The sequence below is a fragment of the Escherichia sp. MOD1-EC5990 genome, from assembly GCF_002965285.1.
GTDB lineage: Bacteria > Pseudomonadota > Gammaproteobacteria > Enterobacterales > Enterobacteriaceae > Escherichia > Escherichia coli_F.
In genome coordinates this window covers 42540-58213 of record NZ_PTRV01000012.1, presented here as the reverse complement: position 1 = coordinate 58213, position 15674 = coordinate 42540, and the positions used below count along the sequence as shown (strand labels likewise).

At 48.6% G+C, this 15674-nt stretch carries 11 protein-coding genes; 7 read left to right on the top strand and 4 right to left on the bottom strand.

Going from position 1 to position 15674, the window contains the following annotated elements:
• Nucleotides 1-208: 208 nt before the first annotated feature.
• Nucleotides 209-976, top strand: coding sequence for a cyclic-guanylate-specific phosphodiesterase (pdeH, locus tag BEB42_RS15350; protein WP_001353592.1), 768 nt, complete (start codon nt 209-211; stop codon nt 974-976).
• 70 nt (nt 977-1046) lie between these two features.
• A complete protein-coding gene (locus tag BEB42_RS15345) occupies nt 1047-3107 on the top strand; it encodes an AsmA family protein (RefSeq protein WP_010364513.1) in 2061 nt (686 codons plus the stop codon).
• A gap of 117 nt (nt 3108-3224) precedes the next feature.
• Here the strand turns inward: BEB42_RS15345 and BEB42_RS15340 are convergent, their stop codons facing one another.
• From BEB42_RS15340 to BEB42_RS15330, 3 genes are all read right to left on the bottom strand, one after another.
• On the bottom strand, nt 3225-4547 hold the full coding sequence (locus BEB42_RS15340; protein ID WP_001149025.1) for an MFS transporter: 1323 nt from the start codon (nt 4545-4547) through the stop codon (nt 3225-3227).
• Between the two features lie 407 nt (nt 4548-4954).
• Nucleotides 4955-5968, bottom strand: a complete 1014-nt coding sequence (yhjD, locus tag BEB42_RS15335) for an inner membrane protein YhjD (RefSeq protein ID WP_000191271.1) — start codon at nt 5966-5968, stop codon at nt 4955-4957.
• A gap of 48 nt (nt 5969-6016) precedes the next feature.
• A complete protein-coding gene (locus BEB42_RS15330) occupies nt 6017-6916 on the bottom strand; it encodes a LysR family transcriptional regulator (RefSeq protein WP_000357789.1) in 900 nt (299 codons plus the stop codon).
• 518 nt (nt 6917-7434) lie between these two features.
• Between BEB42_RS15330 and BEB42_RS15325 the strand changes: the two genes are divergently transcribed.
• Nucleotides 7435-8037 (top strand): helix-turn-helix transcriptional regulator, encoded by a 603-nt coding sequence (locus BEB42_RS15325; protein ID WP_001167676.1) that lies wholly within the window; start codon nt 7435-7437, stop codon nt 8035-8037.
• Between the two features lie 50 nt (nt 8038-8087).
• Here BEB42_RS15325 and BEB42_RS15320 read toward each other — a convergent pair whose 3' ends face one another.
• Nucleotides 8088-9737 (bottom strand): alpha,alpha-trehalase, encoded by a 1650-nt coding sequence (locus BEB42_RS15320; protein WP_000934242.1) that lies wholly within the window; start codon nt 9735-9737, stop codon nt 8088-8090.
• A 404-nt stretch (nt 9738-10141) separates the two neighbouring features.
• Between BEB42_RS15320 and ccp the strand changes: the two genes are divergently transcribed.
• From ccp to gadW, 4 genes are all read left to right on the top strand, one after another.
• The gene (gene ccp / locus BEB42_RS15315) at nt 10142-11539 is read left to right on the top strand and encodes a cytochrome c peroxidase (RefSeq protein ID WP_000784846.1); all 1398 of its coding nucleotides are present in this window, start codon (nt 10142-10144) and stop codon (nt 11537-11539) included.
• 210 nt (nt 11540-11749) lie between these two features.
• Nucleotides 11750-13150: a glutamate decarboxylase gene (locus tag BEB42_RS15310; protein ID WP_000372240.1), complete on the top strand. Its 1401-nt coding sequence runs from the start codon at nt 11750-11752 to the stop codon at nt 13148-13150.
• A gap of 368 nt (nt 13151-13518) precedes the next feature.
• Nucleotides 13519-14343, top strand: a complete 825-nt coding sequence (gene gadX, locus BEB42_RS15305; RefSeq protein WP_001191078.1) for an acid resistance transcriptional activator GadX — start codon at nt 13519-13521, stop codon at nt 14341-14343.
• Between the two features lie 367 nt (nt 14344-14710).
• On the top strand, nt 14711-15439 hold the full coding sequence (gene gadW / locus BEB42_RS15300) for an acid resistance transcriptional activator GadW (RefSeq protein WP_000150009.1): 729 nt from the start codon (nt 14711-14713) through the stop codon (nt 15437-15439).
• Nucleotides 15440-15674 lie beyond the last annotated feature (235 nt).

Genomic DNA, 15674 nt, shown 5'->3' with positions numbered 1-15674 from the left:
AATTAGCGTTAGTTTGCGCTGTGGTGGTTTGCTGGTCAACCATATTAAAACAGTGTTCCATTATTTTTTTGAGCCAGAACGTATTCCTGAAAGATTCCGTAGTGGAGTGGGGAAATTTAACCCGGTCAGGCGGTAAAGTTCTGCTCTTGCGCGCCGATAATCTTTGTCGAGTCCGGGCAGCATCACTTTTAAACACAGGACATCTTTGATGATAAGGCAGGTTATCCAGCGAATAAGCAACCCTGAAGCAAGCATCGAGAGCTTGCAGGAACGGCGTTTTTGGTTGCAGTGTGAGCGTGCTTACACCTGGCAGCCGATCTATCAAACCTGCGGACGGTTAATGGCCGTGGAGCTATTAACGGTGGTCACGCATCCCTCGAACCCTTTACAACGTCTGCCGCCGGATCGCTATTTTACTGAAATCACCGTCAGCCATCGGATGGAGGTTGTGAAAGAGCAGATTGATTTGCTGGCGCAAAATGCCGACTTCTTTGTCGAGCACGGCCTGCTGGCATCGGTCAATATTGATGGTCCTACGCTCATCGCCCTGCGTCAGCAACCAAAAATCCTGCGCCAGATTGAGCATCTTCCCTGGCTGCGTTTCGAACTGGTAGAACACATCCGCCTGCCAAAAGACTCAACCTTTGCCTCGATGTGTGAATTTGGTCCGCTGTGGCTGGATGATTTCGGCACTGGGATGGCAAATTTCTCTGCGCTAAGTGAAGTACGTTACGACTACATCAAAATCGCCCGTGAGCTGTTTGTGATGCTGCGTCAGTCGCCGGAAGGACGCACGCTCTTTTCTCAGCTTTTACATCTAATGAATCGCTATTGTCGCGGGGTGATTGTCGAAGGTGTGGAAACGCAGGAAGAGTGGCGCGATGTACAAAATTCGCCTGCATTTGCCGCACAAGGCTGGTTTCTTTCACGCCCGGCACCGATAGAAACGCTGAATTCGGCAGTTCTGGCGCTATAAGCTGCCTCATTTTCTGCCTGGCTGGACTATCTTTAGGACTGGCACAGGAAGAAATATGAGGAAGCGAATGATGAGCAAGGCAGGCAAAATAACCGCTGCGATTTCAGGGACTTTCTTGTTGTTGATTGTCGTGGCGATCATTTTGATTGCAACATTTGACTGGAATCGACTCAAACCGACCATCAACCAGAAAGTCTCTGCGGAGTTGAATCGTCCATTCGCTATCCGTGGCGATCTGGGCGTGGTGTGGGAGCGGCAAAAACAAGAAACCGGCTGGCGCAGCTGGGTGCCGTGGCCTCATGTGCATGCAGAAGACATCATTCTTGGCAATCCGCCGGATATTCCCGAAGTAACAATGGTGCATTTGCCGCGGGTAGAAGCGACGCTGGCCCCGCTGGCGTTGCTGACCAAAACGGTCTGGCTGCCGTGGATAAAACTGGAGAAGCCCGACGCGCGTCTGATTCGTCTCTCTGAAAAGAACAATAACTGGACCTTTAATCTCGCCAATGATGACAACAAAGACATGAATGCAAAGCCGTCTGCGTGGTCGTTTCGACTGGATAATATTCTGTTCGATCAAGGGCGGATCGCTATTGATGACAAAGTAAGCAAAGCGGATCTGGAAATTTTTGTCGATCCGTTAGGCAAGCCGCTGCCGTTCAGTGAAGTTACCGGATCGAAAGGTAAAGCGGACAAAGAAAAGGTGGGCGATTACGTTTTTGGTCTGAAGGCGCAGGGACGTTATAACGGTGAACCGCTCACGGGCAAAGGTAAAATCGGCGGTATGCTGGCACTACGCGGCGAAGGTACACCGTTTCCGGTACAGGCTGATTTCCGCTCCGGGAATACTCGCGTCGCTTTTGATGGCGTCGTGAATGACCCAATGAAGATGGGCGGTGTCGATTTACGGCTTAAATTTTCTGGCGATTCGCTGGGTGATCTCTATGAACTGACGGGCGTTCTGCTGCCCGATACCCCGCCGTTTGAAACGGATGGTCGGCTGGTAGCGAAAATCGACACTGAAAAATCGTCGGTCTTTGATTATCGCGGTTTTAATGGGCGCATTGGCGATAGCGATATCCACGGTTCTCTGGTCTACACCACCGGCAAGCCACGACCAAAACTGGAAGGTGATGTCGAATCGCGGCAATTGCGGCTGGCAGATTTAGGGCCATTGATTGGCGTTGATTCTGGAAAAGGTGCAGAAAAGTCGAAACGGTCTGAGCAGAAGAAAGGCGAAAAAAGCGTTCAGCCTGCGGGCAAAGTGCTGCCTTATGACCGCTTCGAAACCGATAAATGGGACGTCATGGATGCCGATGTCCGCTTCAAAGGTCGGCGCATTGAACATGGTAGTAGCTTGCCGATTAGCGATCTCTCTACCCATATCATTCTCAAAAATGCTGACCTGCGCCTGCAACCGCTGAAATTTGGCATGGCAGGCGGCAGCATTGCGGCGAATATTCATCTGGAAGGCGATAAAAAGCCGATGCAAGGGCGGGCTGATATTCAGGCGCGTCGGCTGAAACTCAAAGAACTGATGCCCGATGTAGAACTGATGCAGAAGACGCTGGGGGAAATGAACGGTGACGCGGAACTACGCGGTAGCGGTAACTCGGTGGCGGCGCTTTTAGGCAACAGTAACGGCAACCTGAAACTGTTGATGAATGACGGGCTGGTGAGCCGCAACCTGATGGAGATTGTCGGCCTGAATGTCGGCAACTACATTGTCGGTGCGATATTTGGTGATGATGAGGTGCGGGTGAACTGCGCGGCAGCGAATCTGGATATTGCCAACGGTGTAGCGCGTCCGCAGATTTTTGCTTTTGATACTGAGAATGCGTTGATCAATGTTACCGGCACGGCAAGTTTTGCTTCGGAGCAACTGGATTTGACTATCGATCCAGAAAGTAAAGGGATTCGGATTATCACACTGCGTTCGCCGCTGTATGTGCGTGGGACATTTAAAAATCCGCAGGCTGGGGTGAAAGCCGGACCGTTGATTGCTCGCGGAGCCGTCGCGGCGGCACTGGCAACGCTGGTAACACCGGCGGCGGCGTTACTGGCGCTGATCTCTCCTTCCGAAGGGGAGGCTAATCAGTGTCGGACGATTTTGTCGCAGATGAAGAAGTGATGGAAACTGCCGGATGCGGCGTGAACGCCTTATCCGGCCTACAAATCCTTGCGAATTCAATATATTTTATGGAAATTCAGGCCTGATAAGCGTAGCGCATCAGGCTTTTCACTCTTATTACAACGATTGATGTCGCGTCTCATGGGTCAGCAGCAGGGCGATTAAGGTCAAGCCAGCCATCGCCGCCAGATATAACCCCACCGCACCTAACCCGTAGTTAGTCTGCAACCAGGCTGCGATATATGGTGCAACGGAAGCCCCGAGAATCGACGCTACGTTGTAAGAGAACGATGCTCCGGTGTAACGCACTTCTGTCGGGAACAGCTCTGGTAACAGCGCGCCCATCGGCCCGAAGGTCAGTCCCATCAGACTTAACCCCAGCAGGAGGAAGGCAAAAACCAGAATCGGGTTGCCAGAACCGAGCAGCGGGTTAAAGGCGAACAGCGCGAACAGGATGATCAGCGTGGTGATGATTACCATGCTTTTACGACGACCAAAGGCATCGGCCAGCAGTCCGGCGACTGGCACCATCACGCCAAAACCAATCACTGCCATCATCAGCATCCACAATACTTCGTTACGCGGCAGGCCAAGCCCAACTGGCGCGGCGGCGGTACTAAAGGTCATAGAGTAGACCGTCATGATGTAAAACAGCGTATAGGTTGCCAGCATAATGAACGTACCCAGTACGGTTACGCGAACATGTTTGGTCAGCAGCGTACCCAGCGGGATCTTCACCTGTTTTTTCGCTTTAGCGACTTTCTCAAACACCGGCGACTCATGCAGCGACACGCGAACATACAGGCCGATAATGACCAGCACCGCCGAGAAGATAAACGGCACGCGCCAACCCCAGCTCATAAACTGCTCGTCGGTCAGTAGCCAGGAAAGCAGTAAGAAAGTGCCGTTGGCAAAGAAGAAGCCAATCGGTGCGCCCAGCTGCGGGAAGGAGCCGTACAATGCACGTTTGCGCGGTGGTGCGTTCTCGGTTGCCAGCAGCGCCGCTCCGCCCCATTCGCCGCCTAATCCCAGACCCTGACCAAATCGAGCCAGCGCCAGCAACAGCGGGGCGAAAATACCAATCGTGGCGTAACCCGGCAGCAGACCAATCACCACGGTCGAAATCCCCATCGTTAGCAACGAGGCGACCAGCGTCGCTTTACGCCCAACGCGATCGCCGAAATGACCAAATACGGCAGAACCGATAGGGCGCGCGACGAAGGCGATGGCGAAGGTGGCAAGCGACTGTAGCGTTGCTGCCGTAGGATCGCCCTGTGGGAAGAAGATATGCGGGAACACAATAACGGCTGCCGTTGCGTAAATATAGAAGTCGAAGAACTCAATGGCTGTACCGATGAGTGAGGCAACCAGAACTTTATTACGTGAGTTTACCGGCGTAAATTCCTGGTTATTTTCGAGTGTTGTGGCTGTTGCTTGCATAATCTTTTCTTATTTTTTGGCTAACGAATAGCCATATTACGCACAGCAAAAGTGATATTTCAATGTGTAACAAATCGCGGAAATGGTCAAAAACCAGGCAAAGAGGGGATAATGTTTAGGCCAGTGATTTTTCTTCTATGAAATGCTTCACATAATTTCATAAATGGTGGATAAAACTGGTTTTAGGTTAAATAAAAGTTACCAACTGGATTTATATGCTGGAGTAATGAGTTGGAATGAAATTGTTTGCTCCTAAGAGATGACAGAAAAGGCTCTGGGGAAGAGTTTAAGTGGTTATGTGCGCATGATAGCCGGATGCGATGCTGGCGCATTTTATCCGGCCTACGGGGAGCCAGGCCGAATAAATTCGTATGCCGGATAAGGCGTTACGCTGCATCCGGCATATTTTAAGACTGCGTTTTCCCCGGCATTCTCGGGTCGTCTTTGTATTCGGCGGTGGCAATCCACGCCGCGCAAAACAGCGTCAGACGAGCGAAGAAGTAGAAAAACGCCATCAGTCCCAGCACGGAGCCAAATGCTGCGCCAGACGGAGATTTCATCAGCGATGGCAGTGTGTAGGTCATCACGATTTTAATTACTTCAAAACCTATAGCTGCAAGAAATGTTCCGCGAATTAGCGCTTTTTTGCGCGGACGGTGGCGCGGCAATCGCCAAAAGATCCAGAAGAAAAGCAGATAGTTGGCGAAGATGGAAATCGCAAGGCCAATCAACCGCCACGTTGGTTTCAGCCACTCAATGCTGTTCAGGTGCAGGGCGCTAATAATCATTTGCTGCGCCGAACCGGCAACCGAGGTGATCGAAAGCGTCACAATGAGCGCAATCAACAAACCAATCAGCGAAATAAAATCACGCAGATATTTAACCCAAAATTTTTCCTGATCCTGTGGCGAACGTTCCCAGACATCGCGCGATTGAGCGCGAATCGCTTCACGCAGGTTACCCATCCAGTTGATGCCGGAATAAAGCGCCACCGCCAGGCCGACAAGCCCTACCGTCGTACGCTGTTGAACGGCGGTATTGATGGTGTTTTTCAATGTAGCTGCCAGCGTCGGATCGCTAATATTTTGCAGAATTTTGTCGAAGATATCCTGCAGCAGCATCGGATGGGAGGCCAGAACGAAACCAGCGGCGGCAAACGACACCATCAAAATCGGAATCATCGACAAAAATGAGAAATAGGTGATAGCCGCACCAAACTGATTCCCCAGCCGATCGTTAAAGCGTTCAGTCGCGCGAATCAGGTGCGCAATAATCGGTTGGCGTTGGACTTTTTCGGCAGTAGTGGTGACGGTTTCCAGCGCCTGGCTAACTTTGCCGCCTTTCTCGCTATTATCCAGCGGTTTAATCGGCTCGAGCTCCAGATCCTGGGTGGGACGTTTAATCTCGTTTTCCTGCGTCATCCGCTCTTTTATCCTTCTGTCTTGATCATTCTTAAAAAGTATAGTCGGTCAGTCCAGGTACTCTTTCATTACGCCAGCCAGCCACTGCATAAACAGGTTTACACGCCGGGAAAGCTCCCGACGCTGCGGATAAACCAGCGAAAGGGAGAGCGGCTCGGCACGGTAGCCAGGTAATACTTCAATAAGCCGCCCGGCACGCAGGGCTTCGCGCACGGCAATGCGCGGGATCTGAATAATCCCCAGACCGGCAAGACCGGCGGCGAGATAGTTTTCGCTACTGTTTACCGTCAACATGCCGCCAGACTTAAACCACTGGACACCATTAACGCTGGCAACCTCAAAACCTAACGGATGTACACCCAGGTGCGGTGTGTAACGCACTATTGCGTGCGAAGTCAGATCGTTGGGGCTTTGCGGATAACCAAAGCGCGTCAGATAGTGCGGACTGGCACAGTTGACCATGGTCAGTTTGCCGAGGGGACAGGCGATAACACCATCTTCCGATAACGCGCCAGTGCGTATCACGCAATCAAAACCATCATGAAGAATATCTACCGGACGGTCATGGCTACTCAGTTCCAGCTCAATTCCCGGATGCTGATAGAGAAATTCCGACAGGCGCGGCAGTAACAGGCTTTTCGCGATTCCTGGTGGGATGTCGATGCGTAATTTACCGCTGATACTGGTGGCATCCTGTTGAAACAGACCGTCCAGTTCGTTGAGATTACTCAACACATCTTTTGCCCGTTGATAATAGGTCATGCCTTCTGGCGTGAGTTTGACCCGTCGCGTGGTGCGCTGGAGAAGCTGGGTGCCAAGTTGATGTTCCAGTGCCTGTATCTGGCGCGAAACACTTCCCTTTGGCAAAGCAAAGAAATCCGCTGCGCGGGAAAAACTTTCCAGCTCCGCGACTTTGATGAACAACTGCATTGCGTGAATTTTATCCATTTCTTTGGCCGATTGTTGTTCACAGCGAAACAGTAACGCGCATATCGCATTGTTTATTGTTTTTCTAACATCTAATGCCGGGTTTCACAATGTTGTCATGACGAATGTGGCGATTTCTCAGTAGGAAAAGGGCGGAATAGCTTTATGAGAAAGGTGAATCCCCTTAAACAGAGCGTATTTTTCAGCGATTCCCTTTAAAGTGAACAGAGGCCGTGTTGGCTATTTGTGCTTATTTTTGTCTCATTGGCGTTTGTTATTTTTGTTTGTAGTCGCGGAATTTCATTTTTAATTGCATGCGTACTAACCACCAATATAAGGAAATCCTCAAAATTGTTTTAAATAGTGCCCTCGACATGTAATTTCAGGCGTTTAGCTGTAACTATTTATATCGGTAACTATTTTCTACGCGTCATCTCTGTAGAATGGCCACCGCCAAATGGCGAATTCTTATTTTTTCTCGCGGGTAATACCCTTCCACTACTTAAGTCTTTTTAACGTATTCAGGTGGAGATTCAGTTATGCAAATAGTCATGTTTGACAGGCAGTCAATATTTATTCATGGAATGAAAATCAGTTTACAGCAACGTATTCCAGGAGTGAGTATTCAGGGGGCCAGTCAGGCAGACGAGTTATGGCAAAAGCTGGAAAGTTACCCTGAAGCCTTAGTGATGCTCGATGGCGATCAGGATGGTGAGTTTTGCTACTGGTTGCTGCAAAAAACCGTGGTGCAATTTCCTGAGGTTAAGGTGTTAATTACGGCGACGGATTGCAATAAACGGTGGTTACAGGAAGTTATCCATTTTAATGTGCTGGCCATTGTGCCTCGTGATTCAACCGTCGAGACATTTGCGTTGGCGGTCAATAGTGCGGCGATGGGGATGATGTTTCTGCCGGGAGACTGGCGAACGACGCCGGAAAAGGACATTAAAGATCTCAAATCGTTAAGCGCCCGCCAGCGGGAGATTTTAACCATGTTAGCGGCGGGCGAATCAAATAAAGAGATCGGCAGGGCGCTGAATATCAGTACCGGAACGGTAAAAGCGCATCTGGAATCACTGTATCGCCGTCTGGAAGTGAAAAATCGCACCCAGGCGGCAATGATGTTAAATATCTCCTCCTGAAGAGGATAATTTTACAGCCAGCAGGAAGTTAGCGGCTGGCTGTAAAAATATTATGGTTCGCCGTACAAACCAATTAAACGGCGTACCACACCATTAGTCCAGCCAAACCCATCCTGCAACGGATACTCGCCACCGCCGCCTTCGCGGGGAACACCATCGGCAATATGGTATTTCTCGATCAGTTTGTGCTGTTCCAGATAGAACTGATTCACCGTCTTCAGCCAGCTGCGCGCGATTTCATCACCCAGAAGGTCATCGCCGTACATTTTAAACCCCTGAATCGCCATCCATTGTAATGGTGCCCAGCCGTTAGGTTTATCCCACTGTTCACCGGTTTCGTACTCGCTTGCCAGAATCCCGCCAGGCGTAAGTAACCGACTGCGCACGGCGTTTGCCAGGCGATCGGCCTGTTCATGGTTCGCCATACCGACATAGAGCGGCACAATGGCGGCAGCGGAAAAGAGCGCCAGTTGTTCGCGTCGCCAGTCGTAATCGCGGTAGATACCGTTTTCATCATCCCAGAGGTAACGGTTTACCGCATCGCGACGGGCACTGGCTTTCTGGCGGAACAGCGCTTCTGTTTCTTTCTCGCCTTTCAGCGCCGAGATGTTGGCGATGGCGCTCTCCAGTTTAAACAGGAAGGCATTCAGATCGATGGGGATGAACTGGGTGGTACGAATGCTCGCCAGACGACCAGTATCACGCAGCCAGCGGGAAGAGTAATCCCAACCGGAGGCCGCCCCCGCGCGTAAATCGCGGTACACCTCGTTGGGCGGGCGACCAGAATGTTTCGCGGTTTCAACGTCCTCAAGCCAGGATTCGTCACGCGGCGTGTCGCGATCGTCCCAGTAACGGTTGAGCAGCGATCCGTCCGGCATCCGCACAACATGGCGATAGGCCTGATTAGGGATCAACGATTCTGCGCCGTCCATCCAGAAGGCATATTCCATTTTCAGATGGTCGAGATAGCGGCGCGCGCCGCGTACACCATCTTCTTCAAACAACTCCACCATCAGCGCAAAAACCGGTGGTTGCGAGCGGCTCAAATAATAGGTGCGGTTGCCGTTGGGGATGTGACCATAGTTTTCGATCATCCAGGCGAAGTTATCGGCCATGCATTTCAGCAAATCTTCCCGACCACTTTCCGCCAGCCCCAGCATGGTGAAATAGGAATCCCAGTAGTAGGTTTCGCTAAAACGGCCCCCTGGAACAATGTAAGACTGTGGCAGCGCCAGCAGGGAAGACCACGGAATGTGATCTTGCGGTTCGCGGGTAAGCACCGGCCACAGCTGGTCGATATGTTCTTTCAGGGAATTTTGCGGGTCCGATACATACTCGCTGGAGTAGGTCTCCGGCAGCCAGAAGTGATTTTCAACAAACTTGCGCAAGTCAAAATCACGATGACGGCGCACTTTACGATAGCGGATTAAAATATCCAGCGGGTCCATTTTGGGTGCGCAGTCGGGAAAGGTTTTACTGTCGGGGAAAATTTTCGCCGACTGAACATGCTCGAACAGTTCGAGATAGCGATCGGCAGGCGTCAGCGCATCAGAGGCGGGCAGCCCTTCAATCATCTCGGGTTCTGGTTCTGCCTCGATCATCTCATCCAGTTTTAATTCATACGGGTCCAGTTCATAGCAGAGATCGACCTCGATCATCAGTTCGTCTGGATTAGAGTTTTGAATTTTCTGATTGAGCATAAGGATCCGACCTCCGAAATTCGTCGCTAATTATCGGGCTTTTCTTTAAGGGTAGTCATTCGCTCCGCCTGGTGGGCGACAAAGCGTGCGGTGGATCACGTTTATTAACTTGTCAAAAAATATAACGCACTAATATCAATAGAATTTATAAAAATACGGATTCCGTGTTGTTTTTCATTTTCAGAACATTCAATCCTGCTCTCGTCGCAATCATGATATGCCATTCCTGCTCTTTATAATAGGCACAGGCTATCTTATTGATAGTTTATATTCATGTAATTGATTGATTCCTATCAAAAAGCGTATTTCCCTGTTTTTTATGATGGCTTTGTCTCGCAGAGACGTTTGCAGCATTCTGGAAAATTTTCTGGGTCACAATAACTCACCACCGTGAGGGAAGAATAATGAAAATGGTCTCACGTATTACCGCGATCGGCCTGGCTGGCGTCGCGATTTGCTATTTAGGGTTATCTGGTTATGTGTGGTACCACGATAATAAACGCAGTAAACAGGCCGATGTTCAGGCATCTGCTGTCAGTGAAAATAATCAGGTTTTAGGTTTTCTTCGCGAAAAAGGATGCGACTATTGTCATACGCCTTCGGCAGAATTACCCGCCTATTATTATATTCCTGGCGCGAAACAGTTGATGGATTACGACATTAAGCTTGGATATAAATCTTTTAACCTCGAGGCCGTGCGTGCGGCTCTGTTGGCAGATAAACCCGTTTCGCAAAGCGATCTGAATAAGATTGAATGGGTGATGCAGTATGAAACTATGCCGCCAACGCGTTACACCGCGCTACACTGGGCGGGTAAGGTGAGTGATGAAGAGCGGGCGGAAATACTTGCCTGGATTGCAAAACAGCGCGCGGAATATTACGCCAGTAATGATACTGCTCCGGAGCATCGCAATGAACCGGTGCAGCCTATTCCGCAAAAACTGCCTACCGATGCGCAAAAAGTGGCGTTGGGTTTTACGCTGTATCATGATCCCCGTTTATCGGCTGATAGCACCATTTCATGTGCACATTGCCATGCGTTAAATGCGGGTGGCGTTGATGGCAGAAAAACGTCGATTGGTGTTGGTGGTGCCGTTGGACCGATTAACGCACCGACGGTATTTAACTCAGTATTTAACGTTGAGCAGTTCTGGGATGGTCGTGCGGCAACATTGCAGGATCAGGCGGGTGGACCGCCGTTGAACCCGATTGAAATGGCGTCGAAATCCTGGGACGAAATTATTGCTAAGCTGGAAAAAGATCCGCAGCTTAAAGCGCAGTTCCTCGAAGTCTATCCGCAAGGTTTCAGTGGCGAAAATATTACTGATGCTATTGCTGAATTTGAGAAAACATTAATTACGCCGGATTCCCCATTTGATAAATGGTTGCGTGGAGATGAGAATGCGCTGACGGCGCAACAGAAAAAAGGCTATCAATTATTTAAAGATAATAAATGTGCAACTTGTCATGGTGGTATTATTCTCGGCGGACGTTCTTTCGAGCCGTTGGGGCTGAAAAAAGACTTTAACTTTGGGGAAATTACGGCGGCGGATATTGGTCGTATGAATGTTACTAAAGAAGAGCGTGATAAATTGCGTCAGAAAGTACCCGGTTTACGTAACGTTGCTTTAACGGCACCGTACTTCCATCGCGGTGACGTGCCGACGCTGGACGGGGCGGTAAAACTGATGCTGCGCTATCAGGTAGGCAAAGAGCTGCCGCAGGAAGATGTGGATGATATCGTAGCTTTCCTGCACAGTCTGAACGGGGTATATACGCCGTATATGCAGGATAAACAATAATTAATTTGATCGCCCGAACAGGAATGTTTGGGCGATTTTTATTACGACAATAAAGTCTGTTTTTAATATTATCATGTTAAACGTTTATATTATAAAAAGTCCTTTTTCTGCTTAGGATTTTGTTATTTAAATTAAGCCGGTAATGCCTTGCTTCCATTGCGGATAAATCCTACTTTTTTATTGCCTTCAAATAAATTTAAGGAGTTCGAAATGGACCAGAAGCTGTTAACGGATTTCCGCTCAGAACTACTCGATTCACGTTTTGGCGCAAAGGCCATTTCTACTATCGCGGAGTCAAAACGATTTCCGCTGCACGAAATGCGCGATGATGTCGCATTCCAGATTATCAATGATGAATTATATCTTGATGGCAACGCTCGTCAGAACCTGGCCACTTTCTGCCAGACCTGGGACGACGAAAACGTCCATAAATTGATGGATTTGTCGATCAACAAAAACTGGATCGACAAAGAAGAATATCCGCAATCTGCAGCTATCGACCTGCGTTGCGTAAACATGGTTGCTGACCTGTGGCATGCGCCTGCGCCGAAAAATGGTCAGGCCGTTGGCACCAACACCATTGGCTCTTCCGAGGCCTGTATGCTCGGCGGGATGGCGATGAAATGGCGTTGGCGCAAGCGTATGGAAGCCGCAGGCAAGCCAACGGATAAACCTAATCTGGTGTGCGGCCCGGTACAAATCTGCTGGCATAAATTTGCCCGTTACTGGGATGTGGAGCTGCGTGAAATCCCTATGCGCCCCGGTCAGTTGTTTATGGATCCGAAACGCATGATTGAAGCCTGCGACGAAAACACCATCGGCGTGGTGCCGACTTTCGGCGTGACCTACACCGGTAACTATGAATTCCCGCAACCGCTGCACGATGCACTGGATAAATTCCAGGCCGACACCGGTATCGACATCGACATGCACATCGACGCCGCCAGCGGTGGCTTCCTGGCACCGTTCGTCGCCCCGGATATCGTCTGGGACTTCCGCCTGCCTCGTGTGAAATCGATCAGTGCTTCAGGCCACAAATTCGGTCTGGCTCCGCTGGGCTGCGGCTGGGTTATCTGGCGTGACGAAGAAGCGCTGCCGCAGGAACTGGTATTCAACGTTGACTACCTCGGTGGTCAGATTGGCACTTTCGCCATCAACTTCTCCCGTCCGGCGGGCCAGGTAATTGCACAGTACTACGAGTTCTTGCGCCTCGGTCGTGAAGGCTATACCAAAGTACAGAACGCTTCCTACCAGGTAGCTGCCTATCTGGCAGATGAAATCGCCAAACTGGGGCCGTATGAGTTCATCTGTACCGGTCGCCCGGATGAAGGCATCCCGGCGGTTTGCTTCAAACTGAAAGATGGTGAAGATCCGGGTTACACCCTGTATGACCTCTCTGAACGTCTGCGTCTGCGCGGCTGGCAGGTTCCGGCCTTCACCCTCGGCGGTGAAGCCACCGACATCGTGGTGATGCGCATTATGTGCCGTCGTGGCTTCGAAATGGACTTTGCTGAACTGTTACTGGAAGACTACAAAGCCTCCCTGAAATACCTCAGCGATCACCCGAAACTGCAGGGTATAGCCCAGCAGAACAGCTTTAAACACACCTAATAACATAATGTTGTAAAAACCGAATGCCCCGACCTTCAAAAACAGGTGGGGCATTCGGTTACTTATTAATGCAATAATATATTGGCTGTTTATTCATCGTGTTGATAAGATATATGTTATATGAATGTTATTAAGGGTGGCAGGACCGTTTAATATCACAATAAGGGATTATTTGCTTACTAATAATTCCTCTGCGTTTTTAACGCCTTTTTTTGTATTATAAATCCAGTTATCCAGCCCGACTATCATCACACATCATCATCCTGTTTTCCCGCTTCGTTTAAATTTATTTATCAATCAATTTGACTTAAGAGGGCGGCGTGCTACATTAATAAACAGTAATATGTTTATGTAATATTAAGCCGACTATGCAATCACTACATGGTAATTGTCTAATTGCGTACGCAAGACATAAATATATTCTCACCATGGTTAATGGTGAATATCGCTATTTTAATGGCGGTGAACTGGTTTTTGCGGATGCAAGTCAAATTCAAGTGGATAAGTGTGTCGAGAATTTTGTATTAGTTTCAAGGGACACGCTTTCATTATTTCTCCCGATGCTCAAGGAGGAGGCATTAAATCTTCATGCACATAAAAAAGTTCCTTCGTTACTCGTTCATCACTGTACCAGAGATATTCCTGTTTTTCAGGAGGTTGCGCAACTATCGCAGAATAAGAATCTGCGCTATGCAGAAATGCTCCGTAAAAGAGCATTAATCTTTGCGTTGTTATCTGTTTTCCTGGAGGACGAGCAGTTTATACCGCTGCTTCTGAACGTTTTGCAACCGAACATGCGAACACGAGTTTGTACGGTCATCAATAATAATATCGCCCATGAGTGGACATTAGCCCAAATCGCCAGCGAGCTGTTGATGAGTTCAAGCCTGTTAAAGAAAAAATTGCGCGAAGAAGGTACGTCATATTCACAGTTGCTTACTGAGTGTAGAATGCAACGTGCTTTACAACTTATTGTTATACATGGGTTTTCAATTAAAAGAGTCGCAGTGTCCTGTGGTTATCACAGCGTGTCGTATTTCATTTACGTTTTTCGAAATTATTATGGGATGACGCCCACAGAGTATCAGGAGCGATCGGCGCAGGGATTGCCGAACCGTGACTCGGCGGCAAGTATTGTTGCGCAAGGGAATTTTTACGGTACTAACTATTCTGCGGAAGAAATAAGATTATAGTTTTTACCCAGACATAAAAAAAACCCGGCATAGGGGACCGGGAAGAGGATAGTCTGCCGTCTCCAGACTAATAAACCGTTATAACACTCCCTGTTGGCACGGGAAACTTTGTGCTCTCAGTAAGTTAAATATAACTTTTACTGGAGATAAGATCAGCCATTTTTTTATAAACATAAGCTATGCGCTGTGTGAAAATATATTCTTCTTGCATTTTCTTATTATCAATTAACTGTTATGCCAAACTACTTTTTGGATAACTTTTGGTCCTACCAAATATGGCAGTTTATGCACGAAGAAGCGGTCTGGCATCATTTCATTAGTATACTGAAATTGAAATAATCGCAGTAATGAAATATAAGGGATAGTCATGACTCATGTCTGCTCGGTGATCCTCGTTCGTCGTTCATTGGATATTCATCATGAACAGCAAAAAATATCGTTGCACAACGAAAGTATTCTACTGCTGGATAAAAATTTGGCAGACGATTTTGCGTTTTGTTCACCGGATACACGACGACTGGATATCGATGAGCTGACAGTTTGCCATTACTTACAAAATATTCGTCAGTTACCGCGCAATTTAGGGTTACATAGCAAAGACCGTTTGTTAATTAACCAGTCCCCGCCCATGCCTCTGGTGACGGCGATTTTTGATAGTTTCAATGAATCCGGAGTAAATTCGCCGATACTGAGCAATATGCTTTACCTTTCCTGTTTATCTATGTTTTCTCATAAGAAAGAACTAATCCCCTTACTTTTCAATAGTATCAGCACTGTTTCAGGAAAAGTTGAACGCCTTATTAGCTTTGATATCGCTAAACGTTGGTATCTGCGCGATATCGCGGAAAGAATGTATACCAGCGAGAGTCTCATCAAAAAAAAGTTGCAGGACGAAAATACCTGTTTCAGTAAAATATTACTCGCTTCCAGGATGTCGATGGCCAGACGATTACTCGAGTTACGTCAAATTCCTCTACATACTATTGCAGAAAAATGTGGGTATAGCAGTACGTCGTACTTTATAAACACATTTCGACAATATTATGGTGTAACGCCACATCAGTTTGCGCAACATTCGCCAGGTACCTTTTCCTGACATATTTCGCATTTGAATATTGGTCAGGATCTCACACGTGCTTCATGTGAAACTCTTCCCTGATGATTTCTGCCGGGCTACCGGCTAGTTCTCTTTCGCAGTATGCCAGGCGGTATAGGTATTTTCAGGAGGAAAAGACTCGGCATGTTTGGGATTATTAAGCTGACAATTCATACGATTACGGGAATGTGGGTCAGTATTGTGCTGTTCAAATTGATGACGAATGGCTGGAGTG

Bases quoted from the DNA above. Each gene is read 5' to 3' on its own strand.
- pdeH (WP_001353592.1), top strand. From the start codon at position 209: ATGATAAGGCAGGTTATCCAGCGAATAAGCAACCCTGAAGCAAGCATC.
- BEB42_RS15345 (WP_010364513.1), top strand. From the start codon at position 1,047: ATGAGCAAGGCAGGCAAAATAACCGCTGCGATTTCAGGGACTTTCTTG.
- BEB42_RS15340 (WP_001149025.1), bottom strand. From the start codon at position 4,547: ATGCAAGCAACAGCCACAACACTCGAAAATAACCAGGAATTTACGCCG.
- yhjD (WP_000191271.1), bottom strand. From the start codon at position 5,968: ATGACGCAGGAAAACGAGATTAAACGTCCCACCCAGGATCTGGAGCTC.
- BEB42_RS15330 (WP_000357789.1), bottom strand. From the start codon at position 6,916: ATGGATAAAATTCACGCAATGCAGTTGTTCATCAAAGTCGCGGAGCTG.
- BEB42_RS15325 (WP_001167676.1), top strand. From the start codon at position 7,435: ATGCAAATAGTCATGTTTGACAGGCAGTCAATATTTATTCATGGAATG.
- BEB42_RS15320 (WP_000934242.1), bottom strand. From the start codon at position 9,737: ATGCTCAATCAGAAAATTCAAAACTCTAATCCAGACGAACTGATGATC.
- ccp (WP_000784846.1), top strand. From the start codon at position 10,142: ATGAAAATGGTCTCACGTATTACCGCGATCGGCCTGGCTGGCGTCGCG.
- BEB42_RS15310 (WP_000372240.1), top strand. From the start codon at position 11,750: ATGGACCAGAAGCTGTTAACGGATTTCCGCTCAGAACTACTCGATTCA.
- gadX (WP_001191078.1), top strand. From the start codon at position 13,519: ATGCAATCACTACATGGTAATTGTCTAATTGCGTACGCAAGACATAAA.
- gadW (WP_000150009.1), top strand. From the start codon at position 14,711: ATGACTCATGTCTGCTCGGTGATCCTCGTTCGTCGTTCATTGGATATT.